The sequence below is a fragment of the Streptomyces hokutonensis genome (assembly GCF_000376565.1).
Classification (GTDB): Bacteria; Actinomycetota; Actinomycetes; order Streptomycetales; family Streptomycetaceae; genus Streptomyces; species Streptomyces hokutonensis.
The window spans coordinates 124867-143280 of the sequence record NZ_BARG01000053.1 but is presented as its reverse complement, the minus strand read 5'-3'; the positions used below and the strand labels follow the sequence as shown (position 1 = coordinate 143280).

Sequence of the window (18414 nt, the reverse complement as noted above, 5' to 3'; positions counted from 1 at the left end):
TGTGAACAGGCTGAAGCCATTAAGGCCTAGACCAATACGCCCGTCAACCCCTGCGGCAACAACGGGCGAGGGGCTACGCCCTTGTGCCGATGGCCAGTTGGAGAAGTCAGTTCGTCGCGGAAGCGGAAGAGGAGAGGACATACCGCGGCCCCGAGGCGATCGAAGCACTCGGGGCCGCGTCTGTTCGTTGCGGGAATGGAGGGCGGTCGCCTACGCGGCGATGTGCTCTGCGGGGCTTCAGCCGGACGATCGTCCCCGCAGGCAATAGGTGAGGCCCGGGGACACTGTCCCCTCCACTCCCACGGTCCTTCCAACCACACCGCCCCACCGTGCATTCCCGGGCGACAGGACGGGAGTCGGGGTCGCGGTCGGGCACCCTTGTGGTCAGCTACCGGTCCTGTTCTTCGGGTCCGGCTTCCATTCCTCGGCCAGGAGCCCGAGGAGCACCTCGTCGACGAACTCCCCCATCACCCAGGCCGCCGAACGCAGCACCCCCTCGCGGACGAAGCCGTTGCGCTCGGCGGAGCGCAGCATCGCGTCGTTGTCCGGCAGCGTCTCGATCTGCAGCCGGTGCAGGCCGCGGACGACGAAGCCGTAGTGGCACAGCACCGCGACCACGTCGGTGCTGTAGCCCTTGCCACGGGCAGAGGGCAGCAGGCCCAGGCCGATGTGCGCGGTCCGGTTGTGGTCGTCGATGCCCCACAGCACCGCGCTGCCGATCAGGGTGCCGGAGTCCAACTCCACCACGGAGAAGGGTTCATGCACCCGCTCCTCGTCGTCGACCGCGAACTGCGAGTTCTTCGAGCCCGGCGAGACCGGCCGCCACGGCCGACCATTGGCCCGTGCCTGGGTGGCCACGTCGTCGTAGAGCTCCGAGTGCAGGATCGGGATGTCGTCCTCGTGCCGGGCCCTGAGCCCGACCTTGTCACCCTTCAGCATGCGAGATTCCTATCCGAGCGGGACGACCTGCGGCAAACGGTTATACGGCCTCGTCCACGCACAACGCCCCGCCGCCGACGCGGGCGAACTCGACCAGTGCATCGCAGATCTCGCCCGGCACGTATCGTCCGAACATGGACACCACTGCTGCACCGCGCGTCCTCGTCATCGGGCTTGATCCGTATCGGGTGCCCGGGCCGTGGGACCCTGAGCCGGTGGCCAGGGCGATCGAGGCGGGGCTGACCAAGTTCGCCGAACACGGTGTGGGTGTGGAGACCTGCCTGTTCGGCCTTGATGGAAGTGACGACGTCGAGGTGGTCGTCGGGAGTGCGCTGCGAGCTCGTCCGTGGGAGTGCGTCACCGTCGGCGGTGGCCTGCGGCACTCGGACGATCAGGTCGAACTCCTTGAGCTCATCGTCAACCTGATTCGGCGGCACGCGCCCGCTGCGGCCATCGCGTTCAACAGCTCCCCGGACTCCACCTACGAGGCCGCTGCCCGTTGGATCGAGTGACGACAGCACACATCAGCCGCCCGAACCGTCCCAGTGCGCAGCAGCTGCCAGGACAGCGGCGGCCGCGCCCGTTCCGAGTACGGCGCCGGCGACGACGTCGCCCGGGTAGTGCACCCCGGTATGGACGCGCGAGTAGCCCACCGCACAGGCCAGCAGTCCGAGAGGGACCGTCACCACCGGGAACGCGGGCCCGACCGCCGCCGCGAAGGCGACGGCCGAGGCGGTGTGGCCGGAGGGGAACGAGGCGGACGCCGGCATGGGGACGTGCCGGCCGGGGAACGGCGAGTCCTCGGCACGGTGCGGGCGTGGCCGCCGTACAAGACGCTTGCCGAGCAGGTTGGCCGTGGTGGAGGCGACGCCGATCGCCGCTACGCCGAGCACCGCGGCGCGGCGGGAGCGGCCTGGGCGCAGGGCAAGGGTGGCGGCGATCAGGAGAGAGATCTTGGAGTGGTCGGCCGCCGCGGACAGTCGGCGCAGCGCCGAGTCCAGTGCCGGCGTGCTGGTGACCGTCACGGCTTCGTAGAGCGCCTGGTCGAGGCTGGCGAGGTCGCGCAACAGGCCCTGCGGTACTCGTTGTTGCCGAGTCCGACGGTCAATCATCGCTCTGCTCCTGGTTGTTGTCGCGGGAGGAGGTCGCTCGGTCGTGGCTCTCGCGTGCGTGCGGCGACAGGTCGAAGGCGAGGCGCACGACGCGGTACCAGTCGACGGTCGGTGCGACGTACGGTGCCCCGGGGCGTTCCCGTGGCACGCGGACGCGCAGCACGCCGGGCCGTATCGAGCACACGACGGGCGGAGGCAGGACGAGTGCCTCGCCGTCCACGGCCACCGGGATGGTCTCCTCGTCGGACTCCACGACGACGCTGCGGGACGTCAGGACCGTGATGCCGCTGGCCCGCTCCCCCAGCAGCGCCAGTTCGGCGGCCTGTACGGCGCCCCCGACCCGGACCGCGATCACGCCGAGCTCGCCCGTGTCGAGCCGTTCCCTGCGGCCGCCGGTCAGGGGGTCGGCCCGCGCGTAGGGGTTGTTGCTGACCAGCACCGCCTGTGGGGCCTCCAGCCGCTCCTCGTCGGTCCGGGCGCTGAGTTCGGCAGCCGCCTCACCTGCCAGCAGGTCCGGCAACTGGTCGAGCGCGGTGACCGCTTTGGCGTCGCGGTAGTCGGGGTTCTGCACGATGTGGGCGTACGTGCCGAACGAGGCGGTGTTGACGAACGGCCGGCCGGAGATGTCTCCGAGGTCGACGCGGAGTTCGACACCGTCCGAGAGCGCCTCCAGGCTGCTCACCGGGTCGTCCCGGTCGAGACCGAGGTCCATGGCGAAGTGGTTGCGGGTGCCGGCCGTCACGACCATGAACGGCAGACCGTGTTCGGCGGCCACTCCCGCCACCAGGGCCTGGGTGCCGTCGCCGCCGGCCACACCGAGCAGGTCCGCTCCCCCGGCGACAGCCTGCCGGGCCAGTTCCACCGGATCCGGATCCGTGTCGAGGTCGAGCAGGATCACCCGCGCGCCCAGTGCCTCGGCCCGCTCCACTAGTCCGTACCGCCCGACCTTCCCGCCACCCGACTTCGGATTCATGATCAACACGGCCCGGCGGGGCGGGCGGACCGTGCGGGTGTGCATGCCGTGCGGCTTGCGCAGCCGGCGCAGGGCACTGCGCGCGCAGCCGAGCGCGGCCGTCCACGCCGCGAGGGCGACCACCGCGACCACCCACAGGCCCGACACGGCGTACAGCACCAGGACGCCGACGGGTGCGGTGATCGCCAGCAGGGCGCCGAGGAGCCGGGCGAATCCGCGGTGCGCCAACGCCCACCAAAGGCCCGCGCCGGCCAGTCCGAGGCCCGCCAGACCCAGCAGCAGGATGATCCAATGGTCGGTGCCGGCCACCACTGCCGCCACCGCTCCCGCGATGCACAGCAGGGCGAGGCGGGCCAGGGCTCGCGCCGAGCCGAGACCCGTGTCGGGTCCGTGGCGCTGCGTCCCGCGCGTCGTTCCGGTCTCGTTCAATGTCGCTTCCCGGTCATGGCCCCGTCGGTGATCGACCGAGCCTCGACGACATGCATCGCAGAGTGGATCAAGACTACAGGCCGGGTCCCGCCGACCCCGGGCACTCAAAGGTGGTCGTCCAGGAACTTCCGTACTTCGGCGACGGTCATGGGCCCCGTACCCTGCGCCACCGCCTCTCTCTCCTTCAGCAGGACGTAGGACGGGGCTCCGGTGATCCCGTATCGCTCGGTCGCAGCTGGGCAACGTGTGATGTCGGCGCGGACGGCCGTCAGGCGGCCCGTGTAGTCGTCGGCGATGCCATCCACGACGAGGTCCATCACCCGGCAGGGCTCGATCGCCTTGGGCCAGGTCCCGGTGAAGTACGCGAGGACGGGAACTGCGCTCATCTTGAGGATGAAATCGAACTCCGCGTCCTCACGGGGTCGGTGAACCCTCTTCGCCATGAAAGCTCCTGACCTCACGTTCCGTCATTCCGTCCTCATCATCCCTTGCACGTTGCGACGGGCCTGCCCGGTCCGCTTCTCAGTTGACCCGCAGACCGACAGCCAGCGTCAGTTCAAGGACCCGCTGTGGCGATGCGAGATCCGGGAACAGCTCCCGCAGTTGCGACATCCGGTACCGGACCGTCTGGGGATGGACGAACAACTCCGCCGCCACCTCGTCCCGTCTGCCCTGGTGCAGCAGCCACGCCCGCAACGTCTCCTCAAGCCTCCGTGCGGTCGCGGCGGGCAAGGTCCGCAGCGGTGCGAGGGCTCGGGCCCGCAGGTCCGCGTACGCGTCCGCGTCGGCGCTCAGCACCAGTTCGGGCAGGTGGTCCTCGGTGTCGCGGATGTCGGAGGAGAGGGAGCGGGCGCGTACGGCTCGTGCGTACGAGGCGGACGCCCGCGTCCATGGCCGGGCCGGGCCGGCCACGGCGGTGCGGTCGGTCAGTTGCCGCAGGAGATGGGGTCGGTCGGCGTCGGGGACGAGCAACACCCCCGTGGCGTCCGGCAGATCGTCGAGGACGAGGGTGCTCGGGTCGAGCGTGCGGTAGGCGGGCCGGGCCTGGGCGGCGGGCAGCAGGACGGCGGTCAGCGAAACCGGAGGCTGCCACCCGGCCCGCTGAGCGGAGACCAGCAGTACGTCCGGGCTCGCGCCGGCGACGAGGTCGCGGGCCAGGTGTTCCAGGTGGCGCTCGTGGGCCCGGCCCCGGGCGGCCAGTTCGTCGGCGTGGCCCGCGGCGCTCGCGGCGGAGAGCTCGTCGATGTAGGCGAAGGTCAGCTCGGCGAACTTGGCGACCTCGGCGGCGGGCAGGCCCGCGGGGACGGCGCCCGCCGCCAGGCATCGCCAGGCCACGCGGGCGCCGACGCGGTAGGCGCTGAGCAGGGCGTCCATCGAACGGCCGTCGCGGACCTCGCCACGGCCCAGGTCGTAGGCCGCGTCACCGCCGTCGACGCCCGTGGCGTTGCCGCTCGCGAGGTCCAGGTAGTGCCCCAGGGCGGTGCGGACGGCCCGGCGGATGGTGCCGCCCATGGGGCCCGCAAGGGCGTTGGCGTAGGGAGGGACCTCGTCGATGATCGCCTGGACGACCTCGTCGGCGGTGCTCGTCAGCGCGGCCCGGAGTACTGTGACCGTCGTCTCGTCCAGGGCCAGTTCGCCGGCCCTCTGGATTGCATGGCTCACGTTTTTGTTCCCTGCGAACAATTCAGCGGATCAGATTCACGCCCTACGGACAGGACTTTACGCCTTCGGGCGCAGCAGGCTGGAGTCATGACGAGTACAGCCCTTCGCAGCAGGGCGTGGAAACTGCTGGAGATGGTCACGACGCCGCTGCTGCCGTCGGACTACCTCGACCTGGTCAGCCCGCTGCGTGCGGGCGCCGACCTGCGGGGGCGCATCGAGGCCGTGCATCCCGAGACGGATGACGCCGCGACCGTCGTGATCAGACCGGGACGGGGCTGGCGCGGCCATACGGCCGGTCAGTACGTGCGGATCGGGGTCGACGTCGACGGGGTGCGCCTGTGGCGTGCCTACTCCCTCACCTCGCCGACCGACCGTCAGGACGGCCGCTTCACGATCACCGTGAAGGCGATCCCGGACGGCAAGGTCAGCAACCACCTGGTCCGCAGGGCGAAACCGGGCACGCTGATCCACCTCGACCAGGCGACCGGTGACTTCGTACTGCCGCGGGCCAAGCCCGCCAAAGTGCTCTATCTGACGGCCGGCAGCGGCATCACGCCCGTGATGGGCATGCTGCGCGATACCGAGTTCGACGACGTCGTCATGGTCCACTCCGCACCGCGGCCGCACGACGTGATCTTCCGCGACGAACTGCACGGCCTCGTCGGGGACATGAAGCTGCGGCTCACCGAGGTGCACACCGACACGGACGGCGTGCTCGACATCGCCCGTCTCGGCGAACTCGTGCCCGACTGGGCCGAGCGCGAGACCTGGGCCTGCGGGCCCGCGGGCCTGCTCGACGCCGCCGAGGAGCACTGGACCGAGCACGGCGTACAGGAACGTCTGCACACCGAACGCTTCCGCCCCGGCATCGTCGTCACCGGCGACGGCGGCGAGGTCACCTTCAGCGCCACCGGCAGGACCGTCGACGCGGACGGCGCCACGCCGTTGCTGGACGTCGGCGAGGAAGCCGGCGTGCTCATGCCCTCCGGGTGCCGCATGGGCATCTGCTTCGGCTGCGTCTCACCGCTCAAGGCGGGCGCCGTCCGCGACCTGCGCACCGGCGAGATCACCGAGGCCGAGCCCGGCGTCCTCATCCAGACCTGTGTGTCCGCCGCGGCGGGCCCCTGCGACATCGAACGGTAGGAGCACCTTGACCGCCATCGACCCCACCGCCCACCTGACCGCGGAGCAGATCGAGGAGCTCGGCCGCGAGCTGGACGCGATCCGCGACGAGGTGATCGCCGACCGCGGTGAGAAGGACGCCGCGTACATCCGCAAGGTCATCTCGGCGCAGCGCAAGCTCGAACTGGCCAGCCGGGGCGTGCTGTTGTTCTCGTTCTTCCCTCCCGCGTGGCTGCTCGGCACCGCCGGTCTGTCCGTGGCGAAGATCATGGACAACATGGAGATCGGCCACAACATCCTGCACGGCCAGTGGGACTGGATGCGCGACCCGAAGATCCACTCCACCACCTGGGAGTGGGATCACGTCTCGCCGTCCGAGCAGTGGAAGCACTCGCACAACGAGCTCCACCACACGTACACCAACGTGATCGGCAAGGACAACGACCTCGGCTACGGCATCATGCGCGTCGACGAGGACCAGAAGTGGCACCCCTTCCACCTCGGCCAGCCGCTGTGGAACTTCCTCAACGCCTGCTTCTTCGAGTACGGCATCGCCGCGTACGACCTGGAGCTCGGCAAGAACCTGCAGAAGCGCCGCCGCAAGAACCCGGAGTTCCGCGAGCGGGCCAGGGCCGTGGGCCGCAAGATCCGCAAGCAGGTGCTCAAGGACTACGTGATCCATCCGCTGCTGTCGGGCCCGTCGTTCCTCACCACGCTCGGCGCCACGTTCACCGCGAACCTGGTCCGCAACCTCTGGACCCACTCGGTGATCATGTGCGGGCACTTCCCCGAGGGCGTGCAGGTCTTCGAGCGCCGGTCGATCCAGGGCGAGACGCGCGGCCAGTGGTACCTGCGCCAGATGATGGGCTCGGCGAACATCAGCGGCAGCAAGGCCATGCACTTCATGACCGGCAACCTCTCCCACCAGATCGAGCACCACCTCTTCCCGGACCTGCCGAGCAACCGGTACGCCGAGGTCGCGGTGAAGGTGCGCGCGCTGTTCGAGAAGTACGAGCTGGAGTACGTCACCGGGCCGCTGCCCAAGCAGGTGTTCTCCGCGTGGCACAAGGTCTTCCGGCTCTCGCTGCCGAACAAGAAGCCCGTGGTGGAGGCCAAGACGCCGGACCGCGAGCGCGAGCAGGAGCTCGTCGCGGCCTGATCTCTGGCGGAGTCCGCAGGTGGTGACGGGGCGAACTTGCCTTCCGACTTCGGGTGATCGTCCGGGACTCACGCATCGACGGTGGACAGCCCTGCCGACCGGCGGAGGGCTGCCGCGTCGGTCTGCTACGAGCCGGTCTTCGTCCCGATGCCGTGGGCGAGGAGGCTCTCGGCGGTCTCCTCGATGGTGTCCTCGATGGGACGCGCCCGCCAGCCGAGGACCTTCTCCGCCTTGGTGCTCGTGGCGTCGAGGTCCCGGCCGAGCTGGTGCCGGAGCAGTCGCAGTTCCGGGTTCACGATGCCCAAGGCGCGTGCGAGCCACACGGGCAGTTCACGGGTCGGGGCCTTCGCGGCCCGGTCGCCCAGGCGGTCGTGCAGGATGCGCGCGATGTCGACGACACGCAGGCTGTGCCCGGCGACTGCCAGGAAGCGTTCGCCGGCGGCTGCCGGATCGGTCATCGCGCGCAGGTGCAGGTCCGCGACGTCGCGCACGTCGACGAAGCCCATCCCGAAGGGAGGGCACGCGGGAACCTGCCCTTCGAGCATTCTGCGGACCAGCCGCAGGGACGGCGGGTCGTCAGGGCCGAGCAGCGGGCCGAGGACTCCCACGGGATGAACCGCCGCCAGTTCCAGACCGCCGCCTTCGTCCTGGACGAACTGCCAGGCGGCGCGTTCGGCAAGGGTCTTGGAGCGCTGGTAGGGCGGAATGTCGCTGTCGACGTCGGTCCAGTCCTCCTCGGTGAACGGGGTCGAGCGCGGAGGGTGCCCGATCCCGATGGCACCGAAGGCGCTCGTCAGGACGACCCGGCGCACGCGGGCGTCGCGGGCCGCGCGCAGCACCCGCAGAACACCCTCGCGCGCCGGGACCACCATGTCGTCGTCGTTCGCGGGCGTATGACGCAGGGTCGGCGAGGCGACGTGGAGGACGAAGTCGCAGTCGGCGACGGCGGCGTCCCAGCCGTCGGGCTGTTCGAGGTCGGCGCGTACGACCGTGAGACGGTCGTCGTCGAACGGCGTGGCCGTGTGCAGCCAGGACCGCAGTGCCGGTTCGCGCCGCAGGTCACGGACCGTGGTGCGGACGGTGTACCCGGCGTCGAGCAGGGCCTGGATGCACCAGCTCCCGATGAATCCTGTTCCCCCGGTGACCAGTACGCGTGTCATCTGTCTCTCCTCAGTTCTGGACTCGTGCGGCGATGGGTGCCGTTAGGTGTGAGGGGTCGCGAAGGACGGGTTTCACGCAAGGGCCAGGCCGGGGACGCGCTTGCGGATGGCTTCCATCTCGGCTTCGTCCGAGACGCCCTGCCAGTCGTACCTGGGGGTGTACGGGGCCTCCAGCGCGCGCACTTCGTCGTCGGTGAGCTCGACGTCGAGGGACGCCACCGCCTCGTCGATCTGCCGGGTCGAACCGGCGCCGACCAGCGGCGCGGTGACGACCGGCCGGCTTCGCAGCCAGGCGAGCGCGATCTGTGCGCGGCTGACGCCGTGGGCGTCCGCGACCTGTCCGACCGCGTCGATGATCGCGCGGTTGGACTCCTCCTCGGCGGGCGAGTAGAGCGTGTCCGCGTACGCGCCGTCCGTCTCGGAGCGCACCGTCGAGCGGGCGTCGTTCCACGCGCGGGTGAGGCGGCCTCGGGCCAGCGGCGACCAGATGATCGTGCCCACGCCCTCGTCCAGGCACAGCGGGATCATCTCGCGCTCCTCCTCACGGGCGAGGAGGTTGTAGTGGTCCTGCATGGACACGAACCGCGCCCAGCCGTTCTCCTTCTGTAGGCGCAGCGCCTTGGCGAACTCCCACGCGTGCATGGACGAGGCGCCGAGGTAGCGGACCTTGCCGGCCCGCACGAGGTCGCTGAGCGCCTCCAGGGTCTCCTCCCAGGGGGTGGAGTGGTCGTTGCGGTGGATCTGGTAGAGGTCGATGTAGTCGGTGCCGAGGCGGCGCAGCGAGTGGTCGACCTCGGTCATGACCGCCTTGCGTGACAGTCCCCGTCCGTTGGGTCCCAGCCGCATGGGATGGCGCAGTTTGGTGGCGATCACCACGGCGTCACGGTCGGCGAAGTCCTTGAGCGCCCGGCCGAGGATCTCCTCGCTGGAGCCGTTGGAGTACATGTTCGCGGTGTCGAAGAAGTTGATCCCCGCCTCCAGCGCGTGCTGGATGAGCGGTCGTGCGTCCTGTTCGCCCTTCGACCAGACGGGGTGCCCGCGGTCGGGCTCGCCGTAGGTCATCGCGCCGATCGCGATCGGGGACACGTCGAGGCCGGTCGTGCCGAGCTTGATGTAATGCATGACGCTCCTTAAAGTATGCGGAGAGGTCTCCACATAACGTAGTGGAGAACTCTCCACTTATCAAGGTGAGGTCTCGTGGTCCGTTCGGACGCCCGTGAGAACAGGGCACGCATCCTCGCCGTCGCACGCGAAGCGCTCGCGGAGGACGGCAGTACGTCGATGAACCAGATCTCCCAGCGCGCGGGAGTCGGCGCGGGCACCCTGTACCGCAACTTCCCGACCCGCGAGTCGCTGGTCCTGGCCGTGTACCAGGACGAGGTGGCACGCATCGTCGACACCGTGCCCGACCTGCTGGCCCGCATGACTCCCCTGGAAGCGCTCCGCCACTGGACGATCGACCTCGTCGAGGGCATGCGCAGAAAACACGGCCTCGGCGACGCCCTGGGCCCAGGCGCACACCAGGCGATCAGCGAGCAGAGCTACGGCCCGGTCATCGCCGCGATCACCCAACTACTCGACGCCGGCAAGAAGGACGGGACCATCCGCCCGGACGCCGACCCGGGCGACTTCCTCCAACTCACCGGCGCCTTGTGGCGCGCCGCGTCCACACCCGAGGACCGGGCACCCCACATGCTCGCGCTCATCCTCGACGGACTCCGCAGGCACCGATGAACGAAGCGCGCGTGACAAGGCTCGCCAGATGGACGATTCACAGTTCCGTCCGCGCTGGTGGCCGACGCACCATTCGAGCAGCTGGACTTGAGTGAGTGACGCAGGGCCGACGGAGTCCGTTGCCGATCCGCCAGGAGCTGGCCGCTGGCCGGCACCCCTGAGCGAAGACGATTCCCGGGGCCTTGCGGGGGTATGGCCGAGGTGAGTCCAGAAGAAGCCATGGGGTGATCCCGCAATCGAACAGCCGACGGCCGATCTCGGCGAGCGGACAATCCGGCCGAAGTCCCGCGCCCGGGCGTGGATGTCTGCGCTCCCGGTCAGCGTGATCGTCGTCTGTCCGCCGTACGACTGTCCGCCGTACGACGCGAGCGCTGCCGGTGCCCGAGCTGGTAACGGGAGTCCGCCCGTGATCTGCAAAAGGGGGCGTTCGTGAGGAGCAAGTCCGTCCGACGGCCTGGACGTGTTGCCGTCATCGGCGTAGGCATCGTCGGAGCGAGTGTGGGCTGGAACCTGTCCCGGCACGGCGCCGACGTGGTCTTCATCGACGCGGGCCAGCCGGGCGAAGGCGTCACCAACTGGTCCTTCTCATGGGTCAACGCCAGCAACAAGACCGCGCGCAGGTCCTATTTCGACCTGAACGTCGCGGGCATGGCAGCCCACCGTGAACTTGCCGGGATCATCGGGCCGGACTCGTGGTGGTATCCCAGCGGCCACCTGCGCTGGGCGGACACCCCCGCAGCGGAGGCGAAGTTCCTGGAAACAGCCGAGCTGTTGGCCGCCTGGGGCTACCGGGTCGAGAGGTACACGGGAGCGGAGGTCCGCAGCCGACTCGAACCCTCCCTCACGATGCCCGACGAGACTCCGGTCGTGTTCTACGCCGACGAAGCCTGGGTGCACGGACGTCACCTCGTGGGCCGGCTCGTCGACCAGGCCCTTGCGGCGGGCGCCGTGATCCGGTCCGGCAACGCGGTGTGCGGCATCGACACCGGTGCCGACGGCGGCATCCGGGCAGTTGCCCTGGCCGATGGGAGCCGTCTCGACGTCGACATCGTCGTGAACGCGGCGGGTCCCAGCGCCTCGCAGGTCGCGGGACTCGTCGCACGGCACCTGCCGATGCGCCGGGAACCCGGCGTCGTCACCCGCATCGACTGTGCCCAGGTCCCCATTCACCGGGTCATGCACGCGCCTCACGTCGAGATCCGACCTGACGGAGGCGCGTCGGTGGTTCTCCACAGCCGCGAGATCGACGCACTCATAGACACCGGCGAAGATCCGGGTCAACTGGCCCGGCTGCTCCACGAATTGGCGCACCACGCCGTCCCCGAGCTCGGCAACTCCCGCATCACACAGACATCGGTGGTCAACCGGCCCATCCCTGCTGATGGATTCCCTTCGGTGGGAGCAGTGCCGTCCGTGCCGGGCTACTACGAGGCCGTTTCTCACAGCGGGATCACGCTCGGGCCGGTGATCGGCCGACTCCTGGCTTCAGAGATCCTCAGCGGGCAGAGGGACGAGCTGCTTGCAGACTTCCGCCCCGAGAGGTTCTCCTCGTAACAGCCCGGCGGCCGACGTATCCCGTATGCGCGTCAGGGAGGCGACACCGAATAGCCCCGGGCCGGATCATCCGGCCCGGAACTCGCCAAGCAGGCCTTCAACCGTGTTGCCCTGCCGCTCGCATCGATCAGATCCGTGTAGATGAACGGGTCTCGCCTGCCCAGATCGGCGACGGTGACGCCCTGGGTGGAGTGGCCGGGCGTCGCCAGCGTGAGCCTGTCGCCGTCGGCGGCGTTCCACACCCCGGCCCAGGCGGCGCAGCACAGCGGGTTGTAACGGATCTCCAGACCCACCCCGGTCGGGGTCTGGATATGTAAAGGCAGCGCCTTCCAGCGCCCCATGCCCTGCCCCGTTCTTCCTCCCAGCACGCCCCCCAAGTGCGGTGCCTCAGCGCGATGCCAGTGGCTCGCCCGTCCCCGCTTCCAAGCGGCACGACTGTGTTGCAAGGTGCCGAATAACGGCAGGTGGGGGCTATGACAACTCTTCCCGTGGACGCACTGCGTGCGTCCGTCGCCACCGCCGGCAGCTGGGGTCCCGACACCACCGGCGGTGTTTGTGCCGGCGCAACTCCAACCCGCTCTCGCCGTACGGCAGATCGCGGTGCCGGGCACCACACCGCCCTGTTCGGCGGCCGGCCACGCCGAAACCGTCCCGCTCAACCGTCACCCTGTCACGGATCCCTGCAGGTCAGTGCCGGTGCCGTCCCACGATCCCACCACATCCCGGCTCGCTGTGGACGCGGGCCCGGCCCGGGCCCAAAGATCACCTCCAGCGCTGCTTCCGACTGACACCGCCCAAGCGCTGGACAGTTGGCGCCGACAGGTCTCGAATGCCGCGTCGCCCAGCGGCTCCCGCGTTGCTCACCGCAACCAGACGTCAAGGATTGGAACGTGTCATGAACCTGTTTGACCCCGGCCGTGTTTTGTCCCGCCGCAGACTGCTGACCCTCGCCGGCGGCGCCGCGGTGGCCACCGCGACCGGCATCGGATTCGCCCAGTCCGCGTCCGCGGCGACCGGCTACGGGATCGACTACTCCGACGCGTCGCTCACCGCCGGTTCGGTCGCCGCGGCGGGCTACGGCTTCGTGTGCCGTTACCTCAGCTGGCTGCCGAACCCGAAGGTCCTCACCCTGTCCGAGGCTCAGGCCCTGACCGCCGCGGATCTGGGCATCGTCTCCAACTGGGAGTCCGACGGGCTGCAGGACTGGCAGAGCGGCGTGCCCGCCGACCCGTACTCCCAGGGGGCGGGGCATGCCACGGAGGCGCAGCGGCAGGCGTCCGCCAACGGGATGCCGTCGTCGCGGCCGATCTACTTCAGCGTCGACTTCGACCTCCAGTCCTCGATGTACTCCGCGCTCAACTCCTACTTCGACGGCGTAGCGTCGGTGATCGGCCGGTCCCGGACCGGTGCGTACGGCGGCTACCACGTGATCAAGGAACTCTTCGACAACGGGAAAATAGCCTGGGGCTGGCAGACGTACGCGTGGTCCAGCGGGAACTGGGACAGCCGGGCACAGTTGCGTCAGGTCCAGAACGGCATCTCGGTCGCCGGGCACGACGCGGACCTCGACCAGGCGATGGCCGCCGACTACGGGCAGTGGGGCGGCACGGGCGGTGGCGGTACCGGCGTCATCCTGCCGTCCTGGCCGAACATCACCGACGGCATGACGGGGCCCAGCGTGCAGGCGGCGCAGTATCTGCTGCGCTACCACGGTGCATCGATCACCGCCGACGGCCAGTTCGGGGCGGGCACGCTCGCCGCGGCCAAGAGCTTCCAGTCCGCACACGGCCTGAGCGTGGACGGCCAGATCGGCCCGCAGACCTGGTCGGCGCTGATCGTCCAGGTCCAGGACGGCTCCAGCGGCGACGCTGTCCGGGCCGCGCAGGTGGAGCTGAACCGGTTCGGGTACGGCCTCACTGTGGACGGCAGTTTCGGCTCCGGCACCGTCAGCGCCGCCCGGGCGTTCCAGTCCGCGCACGGTCTGGGCGTGGACGGCCAAGTGGGGCCGCAGACCTGGCAGATGCTCGTGGGTACCGGAACCGGCGCCACGGGCGGCGGCACCGTCGTGCCGCCCTGGCCGAATGTCATCGACGGCGACACCGGGAACAATGTGCTGGCCGCGCAGTACCTGCTGCGCTACCACGGTGCCTCGATCAACGCCGACGGCCAGTTCGGGCCCGCCACGCTCGCCGCGGCCAAGAGTTTCCAGTCCGCACACGGCCTCAGCGTGGACGGCCAGATCGGCCCGCACACCTGGTCCGCACTGATCGTCCAGGTCCAGAACGGCTCCACCGGCGACGCCGTCCGCGCCGCGCAGGTGGAGCTGAACAAGTTCGGCTACGGCCTCACGGTCGACGGCAGTTTCGGCTCCGGCACCGTCAGCGCCGCCCGGGCCTTCCAGTCCGCGCACGGCCTCGGCGTGGACGGCCAAGTCGGCCCGCAGACCTGGCAGATGCTCGTCGGAAGCTGACCGCCGAGCACTCCGGCGGCGAGTGTGCGAGTGCGGGGCGATCGCGACGGTGCGGTCGCCCCGCTTCCCGTGTCGACACGCTCACAAAAGGCGAGGACGGGAAGCCCAGCACGGTTCGGTGGGTCAGTAGCGGTGGCCGGGCCAATGAGGGGCCTCCCAGCGATCGTCGCCGGTGAGGCCGAGCAGCCGTATGCGGTGGAGCAGTTCCTCTGACACGCCGTGGGCGCGGAGCCGGGCAGGGGCATTGCGGACCAGCCAGGCGGTCAGCTCGGTGCGCTTCTCTTCCTCGTTCTCCCAAGAGTCCCAGGGGAGTTGGTCTCCCAGCAGGTCGTACTCCCACTTTGCCGCCGCCTCGGCGAGGTGGGAGTCGGCCGCACGGTCGGTCACCGTTTCCCATGTGGTGAGCCACGGGGTGAGCGTGGCGGATGCCTCGGTGATCAATGCCAGGACCTCGTACGCGGGTACCGCGGGATCCGGATCCGTGAGTGTGTCGGCCCACAAGGCGTGCAGGAATTCCCTGACCGCTTCGGCTTGCACGGTGGGCCACTGCTGCCAAAGACCGCGAGCGAACGAGCGGCCGACTTCCTCGAACCCGTCGTGCGGCTCGACGGAGCCTTCGACGAGGGCCGTGGCCAACTGGGGCAGGATCCGGCGCAGTACGGATGCGTGGTCGCTCCAGTCGGGGGCCTGCCAGGTGCGGCCCAGGAGGTCGAGGTCCAGCTCCGTATCCGGAACCTTGAGCTGCGCGAGTTCGTCGGCGCTTCCCCAATGGCACTCGCAGTTGTGCTCGTCGGGGTGGGCCGTCATCCCGCCGAAGACGGCGGCCAGGCCGTCGAGCGCGGCGGCGAGGCGAAGTCGTGCGGAGGGCTGGTGGGGGTTCGTCATGGCGTTCGCATTCAGGGACTCCGGGAGCTTCCGCCGTCCGAAGATCGTCAACTTACACGGATGGTTCTCAGGCCGCCATCGACATCCCGCCAGCTGCAGGCGGCGAGCGAGGCACCGTACCCGCTCGGCCAGTGCTGGAACCGGGCGAGGCAGCAACGGATATCGGCCAAAGCCGGAGCCTCCGACACTCGACTCGAAGAGCTTTGTGTCAGAGTCCTCGCGCATGCAACCGCCGCGCTGCGTAAGCGGTGTTGACGAACGGGGCTCGTGTGCTCCTGCGGCCTGCGTGCGAGACAGCGGAAGGAATCGAGGTAAAACGGGGTGTGCGCGTTGACCAGCGCTCGTGTGCCTGCCTTGTGCGGAAGAGAAACAACCCGAAAGGCACACTCTGTCGGAATCGGGGGACGATGAGCGGCGTACTGATCCATGTGCCACAGGACCCGCCGCTGACGCTACGGCTCGGCGCGGGTGAGGTCGCCCGCTTCGGCCGGGGCTCGGACACCGTCGGCGTGGAGTTGCGGCTCGACGATCCGGCGGTGTCGCGGCTGGCCGGGGAGATCCGGGTGAACGAGGACCACTGGCTGTTGAGCAACCTCAGCGCCACGCAGAGCTATCTGGTGGAGAACCCGGAGGGCGCGGGCGAGTATCTGCGGGTGCCGCCGCGCCGCCTCGGGGCGCCCATTCCCTTCGAGTTCGCGCGCGTGGTCCTGCCCACACGGGACACCCCGGTGAGCTTTCAGGTCTTCGCCCCCGACCACGTCTACCTTGACCCGCAGGGGGCGGTCGGCGGCCGTCTGGGCACCCAGACCCTGACCGCCTACTCGCTCGACGAGACGGCGACGTACTTCCTGGTTCTGGTCGCCCTGTGCGAGCCGCGGCTGCGCGACGAGTCCGCGCTGGCCGTTCCCACCACTCCCGAGATCGTCGAACGGCTGCGGCAGTTGCCGCAGTGCGCCCGTCTCACCGCTCGCGGGGTGAGTGCTCACATCGACTACCTCGCCGAGGAGAAGCTCCGGATCGTCCTGCCGGAGTCGCGTGACGTGGGCCGGGGCGCCCGCCGCAACGGCAAGCGCGAGGCGCTGGTCGGAATCGCCCTGCGGTTCGGGGTGGTCGGCGAGTCCCATCTGGGACTGCTTCCGTCCCGTTCGGCGGCCTCCGGCAACAGCGTCCAGGCGCAGGCGGTGGGCCGGTGAACGCTGGGGCCGGGGCCGAGCGTGTGCCGGCCGGTTTCCGGGTCGGGGGCTGGGCGGTGGGGGAACCCATCGCGGACGGGGGCTGGGGATGGGTCTACGAGGGCCAAAGCGTGCGCGGTTCGGACGACGACCACCCGGCTGCCGTCGCGTTGAAGTTCCTGCCGACATCCGGACTCGCCCCTAAGCAGGCGCGCGGGCTGCTGGAATGTGCCCACCGCGAGCGCGAGTTCGGGCGCCGGGCGCGGCATCCCCGGCTGATCCGGGTGCTCGACTCGCTCGTACTGAACGAACCGGACCATCCCGAACTCGACGGCGCGATCGTGCTGGTGATGGAGCGTGCCGAGCACAGTCTGCGTCAACTCCTCGCGGGTGAGGCGGGGTTGGCGGACGGACAGGCCGAGCGGATCCTGACCGAGATCTGCGAGGGGCTGGCCCATCTGCACGAGCTGGGCTGGGTGCACGGCGACCTCAAGCCCGACAACGTTCTCCTGATGGCGGACGGTTCGGTCCGTCTGTCGGATTTCGGGCTGGCCTCGGAGCTCGACGGGACTCACGGCACGCATGCGTGGATGCCGCCCCTGGGCACTCCCGACTTTCTGCCGCCGGAGCGCTGGAAGGCTCCGCTGGGCGAACGCGGTGTGCAGGCGCGGCCGAGCGCCGACATCTGGGCGCTCGGCATCATGGTCCACCAGATGTTCACCGGCGGCATCTCGCCCTTCCCCGGCGCGACCCCGGCCGCGCGGGGAGCCGCGGCGCAGGAGTACGCCGGTGGACGGGCGCCCCTGCGGCTGGATGCCGCCGTACCGCCGTTCTGGCGCGAGCTGGCGACCGACTGTCTCGCCCCCACCCATGAGGCGCGCGCCGCCTGCACCGCGGGAGTCCTGCTGGCTCGCATCGGTGCGGAAACCCATGGCAGCGGTACAGGTGCGGCACGTACCGACGGGGATCGGCGCCGACGACGGGTCGTTCTCGGCGCGGCGGCGGCCACCGCCCTGTGCGCGGCGACGGTCGCCGGATGGGTCTACGTCGCGGACGACAGCGGTGCGAAGCAGGACGGCTCGGTCCATGTCACGAACGTCTCCGACACCGCCGGCCCCGCCGCCATCACGGTGTACAACGTGGAGCCGACCTGCCGGGCCCACGCGGCCGACCGTGATCAGCAGTGCAGTCTCGGTCTGGCGATCGACCCGCTGGCGCCGTACACCGTCGCCAATGTGGTGGCCACTCGCGTGTGGCACGGGGACGTTCTCACGGCGCAGTGCCGGTTGCCTCAAGGGCTGCCGGTGACCGACGAGTTCGGTACCCGTTCCACCGAGTGGTACCGCGTCCGGTTGCCGGGCGGCGCGGCCGATGCCACCGCGTGGTTCCCCGCCGTGCGCACGAAGGACCGGCCCGCCCTGCCCGCCTGCCGATGAGGCCGTGTGCTCCTGGTCCGGCCGGATCAGGTGCACACGGGGATGTCCCGGCCGTCGTTGTCCTTCGCCTCGTCGTTGCCCCATCGGTCGAGGTAGTAGGCGGAGACGTACGCCCGTCCCCGGCCGCCCGGTGTCACGTCGTCGAGGTCGGTCAGCAGCCACCAGTGGTTGTAGGCCGCGCCGACCCGCACCTCGTCGCCCCACTTCCTGCACAGGACGTAGTTGGTGCCCTTGCGCAGGGTGCCCTGGGCGGCGCACCGCGGTGTGCCGTCGTGCGTGCAGTCGGCGTCGGGATAGCCGGTGGCGTCGGCCATGGTGTCGACCCAGTACCGGGGCGGCTGCCCTCCCCCGCCGTCGCAGGCGTTGGTGCTGGTGACCCGGGGGAACGGGCCGTCGGGGGTGAGCCGGTACTCGGTGCCCTGGAGCACCGGGTTGACCATCTCGTCCGTCTCGCCGTCGTTGTCGCCGTTGGTGTCGTAGAGCTGCTCGTAGTGCAGATGCGCCTCCTCCGTGCCGACCAGTCCCAGCCGCCCGACCGGGTGCCCCGACGCGACCTGCTGGCCGAGGTGGACGTCGATGCGGTCCATGTGGAGGTAGACGGTCGACT

At 69.9% G+C, this 18414-nt stretch carries 17 protein-coding genes and 1 pseudogene; 8 read left to right on the top strand and 10 right to left on the bottom strand.

Annotated elements, in window-relative coordinates:
- Window positions 1–384: 384 nt before the first annotated feature.
- Complete coding sequence (locus SSP08S_RS33085) at window positions 385–939, bottom strand: GNAT family N-acetyltransferase (protein ID WP_019071956.1); 555 nt, start codon at window positions 937–939, stop codon at window positions 385–387.
- A 134-nt stretch (window positions 940–1073) separates the two neighbouring features.
- Between SSP08S_RS33085 and SSP08S_RS33075 the strand changes: the two genes are divergently transcribed.
- Complete coding sequence (locus SSP08S_RS33075) at window positions 1074–1451, top strand: hypothetical protein (protein WP_026179037.1); 378 nt, start codon at window positions 1074–1076, stop codon at window positions 1449–1451.
- A gap of 12 nt (window positions 1452–1463) precedes the next feature.
- Here the strand turns inward: SSP08S_RS33075 and SSP08S_RS56375 are convergent, their stop codons facing one another.
- The 4 genes from SSP08S_RS56375 to SSP08S_RS33055 form a co-directional block, all read right to left on the bottom strand.
- On the bottom strand, window positions 1464–2051 hold the full coding sequence (locus SSP08S_RS56375; protein ID WP_043259852.1) for a phosphatase PAP2 family protein: 588 nt from the start codon (window positions 2049–2051) through the stop codon (window positions 1464–1466).
- Window positions 2044–3453 (bottom strand): diacylglycerol/lipid kinase family protein, encoded by a 1410-nt coding sequence (locus tag SSP08S_RS56370; protein ID WP_019071952.1) that lies wholly within the window; start codon window positions 3451–3453, stop codon window positions 2044–2046. The genes SSP08S_RS56375 and SSP08S_RS56370 overlap by 8 nt, the downstream gene beginning before the upstream one ends.
- Before the next feature lie 104 nt (window positions 3454–3557).
- Window positions 3558–3896 carry a thioredoxin family protein gene (locus SSP08S_RS33060; protein ID WP_019071951.1) on the bottom strand — a complete coding sequence of 113 codons (339 nt, stop codon included), beginning with the start codon at window positions 3894–3896 and terminating at the stop codon, window positions 3558–3560.
- Window positions 3897–3975: 79 nt separating this feature from the next.
- Window positions 3976–5115: a PucR family transcriptional regulator gene (locus SSP08S_RS33055; RefSeq protein WP_019071950.1), complete on the bottom strand. Its 1140-nt coding sequence runs from the start codon at window positions 5113–5115 to the stop codon at window positions 3976–3978.
- Window positions 5116–5202: 87 nt separating this feature from the next.
- On the opposite strand from SSP08S_RS33055, the gene SSP08S_RS33050 reads away from it, so the two are divergent.
- On the top strand, window positions 5203–6258 hold the full coding sequence (locus SSP08S_RS33050; RefSeq protein ID WP_026179036.1) for a ferredoxin reductase: 1056 nt from the start codon (window positions 5203–5205) through the stop codon (window positions 6256–6258).
- Between the two features lie 7 nt (window positions 6259–6265).
- Entirely contained in the window at window positions 6266–7396 is a 1131-nt protein-coding gene (locus SSP08S_RS33045; protein WP_019071948.1) for a fatty acid desaturase family protein, read from the top strand.
- A 125-nt stretch (window positions 7397–7521) separates the two neighbouring features.
- On the opposite strand, the gene SSP08S_RS33040 is transcribed toward SSP08S_RS33045, so the two are convergent.
- On the bottom strand, window positions 7522–8556 hold the full coding sequence (locus SSP08S_RS33040; protein ID WP_019071947.1) for an NAD-dependent epimerase/dehydratase family protein: 1035 nt from the start codon (window positions 8554–8556) through the stop codon (window positions 7522–7524).
- Window positions 8557–8628: 72 nt separating this feature from the next.
- A complete protein-coding gene (locus SSP08S_RS33035; RefSeq protein WP_019071946.1) occupies window positions 8629–9678 on the bottom strand; it encodes an aldo/keto reductase in 1050 nt (349 codons plus the stop codon).
- 75 nt (window positions 9679–9753) lie between these two features.
- Here SSP08S_RS33035 and SSP08S_RS33030 point away from each other — a divergent pair, with 75 nt between their 5' ends.
- Together SSP08S_RS33030 and SSP08S_RS33025 are read left to right on the top strand one after the other, a co-directional pair.
- The gene (locus tag SSP08S_RS33030) at window positions 9754–10290 is read left to right on the top strand and encodes a TetR/AcrR family transcriptional regulator (protein ID WP_019071945.1); all 537 of its coding nucleotides are present in this window, start codon (window positions 9754–9756) and stop codon (window positions 10288–10290) included.
- Window positions 10291–10719: 429 nt separating this feature from the next.
- Window positions 10720–11844 (top strand): NAD(P)/FAD-dependent oxidoreductase, encoded by a 1125-nt coding sequence (locus SSP08S_RS33025; RefSeq protein ID WP_102133464.1) that lies wholly within the window; start codon window positions 10720–10722, stop codon window positions 11842–11844.
- Between the two features lie 32 nt (window positions 11845–11876).
- On the opposite strand, the gene SSP08S_RS33020 is transcribed toward SSP08S_RS33025, so the two are convergent.
- Window positions 11877–12185, bottom strand: a complete 309-nt coding sequence (locus SSP08S_RS33020; protein ID WP_019071943.1) for a DUF2690 domain-containing protein — start codon at window positions 12183–12185, stop codon at window positions 11877–11879.
- 554 nt (window positions 12186–12739) lie between these two features.
- Between SSP08S_RS33020 and SSP08S_RS58340 the strand changes: the two genes are divergently transcribed.
- Entirely contained in the window at window positions 12740–14314 is a 1575-nt protein-coding gene (locus SSP08S_RS58340; RefSeq protein WP_019071942.1) for a peptidoglycan-binding protein, read from the top strand.
- Between the two features lie 123 nt (window positions 14315–14437).
- On the opposite strand, the gene SSP08S_RS33005 is transcribed toward SSP08S_RS58340, so the two are convergent.
- Window positions 14438–15199, bottom strand: coding sequence for a hypothetical protein (locus SSP08S_RS33005; RefSeq protein WP_026179034.1), 762 nt, complete (start codon window positions 15197–15199; stop codon window positions 14438–14440).
- Between the two features lie 407 nt (window positions 15200–15606).
- Here SSP08S_RS33005 and SSP08S_RS33000 point away from each other — a divergent pair, with 407 nt between their 5' ends.
- On the top strand, window positions 15607–16392 hold the full coding sequence (locus tag SSP08S_RS33000) for an FHA domain-containing protein (RefSeq protein ID WP_019071940.1): 786 nt from the start codon (window positions 15607–15609) through the stop codon (window positions 16390–16392).
- Between the two features lie 23 nt (window positions 16393–16415).
- On the top strand, window positions 16416–17807 hold the full coding sequence (locus SSP08S_RS32995) for a serine/threonine-protein kinase (protein ID WP_019071939.1): 1392 nt from the start codon (window positions 16416–16418) through the stop codon (window positions 17805–17807).
- 26 nt (window positions 17808–17833) lie between these two features.
- On the opposite strand, the pseudogene SSP08S_RS56355 reads toward SSP08S_RS32995, so the two are convergent.
- A pseudogene (locus SSP08S_RS56355) lies at window positions 17834–18400 on the bottom strand (M23 family metallopeptidase); the annotation flags it as partial.
- Window positions 18401–18414: the final 14 nt, after the last annotated feature.

Coding starts and splice junctions, on each gene's coding strand:
- SSP08S_RS33035 (WP_019071946.1), bottom strand. CDS start 9,678: ATGCATTACATCAAGCTCGGCACGACCGGCCTCGACGTGTCCCCGATC.
- SSP08S_RS33040 (WP_019071947.1), bottom strand. CDS start 8,556: ATGACACGCGTACTGGTCACCGGGGGAACAGGATTCATCGGGAGCTGG.
- SSP08S_RS58340 (WP_019071942.1), top strand. CDS start 12,740: ATGAACCTGTTTGACCCCGGCCGTGTTTTGTCCCGCCGCAGACTGCTG.
- SSP08S_RS33060 (WP_019071951.1), bottom strand. CDS start 3,896: ATGGCGAAGAGGGTTCACCGACCCCGTGAGGACGCGGAGTTCGATTTC.
- SSP08S_RS56375 (WP_043259852.1), bottom strand. CDS start 2,051: ATGATTGACCGTCGGACTCGGCAACAACGAGTACCGCAGGGCCTGTTG.
- SSP08S_RS33085 (WP_019071956.1), bottom strand. CDS start 939: ATGCTGAAGGGTGACAAGGTCGGGCTCAGGGCCCGGCACGAGGACGAC.
- SSP08S_RS33050 (WP_026179036.1), top strand. CDS start 5,203: ATGACGAGTACAGCCCTTCGCAGCAGGGCGTGGAAACTGCTGGAGATG.
- SSP08S_RS33020 (WP_019071943.1), bottom strand. CDS start 12,185: ATGGGGCGCTGGAAGGCGCTGCCTTTACATATCCAGACCCCGACCGGG.
- SSP08S_RS33000 (WP_019071940.1), top strand. CDS start 15,607: ATGAGCGGCGTACTGATCCATGTGCCACAGGACCCGCCGCTGACGCTA.
- SSP08S_RS33005 (WP_026179034.1), bottom strand. CDS start 15,199: ATGACGAACCCCCACCAGCCCTCCGCACGACTTCGCCTCGCCGCCGCG.
- SSP08S_RS33075 (WP_026179037.1), top strand. CDS start 1,074: ATGGACACCACTGCTGCACCGCGCGTCCTCGTCATCGGGCTTGATCCG.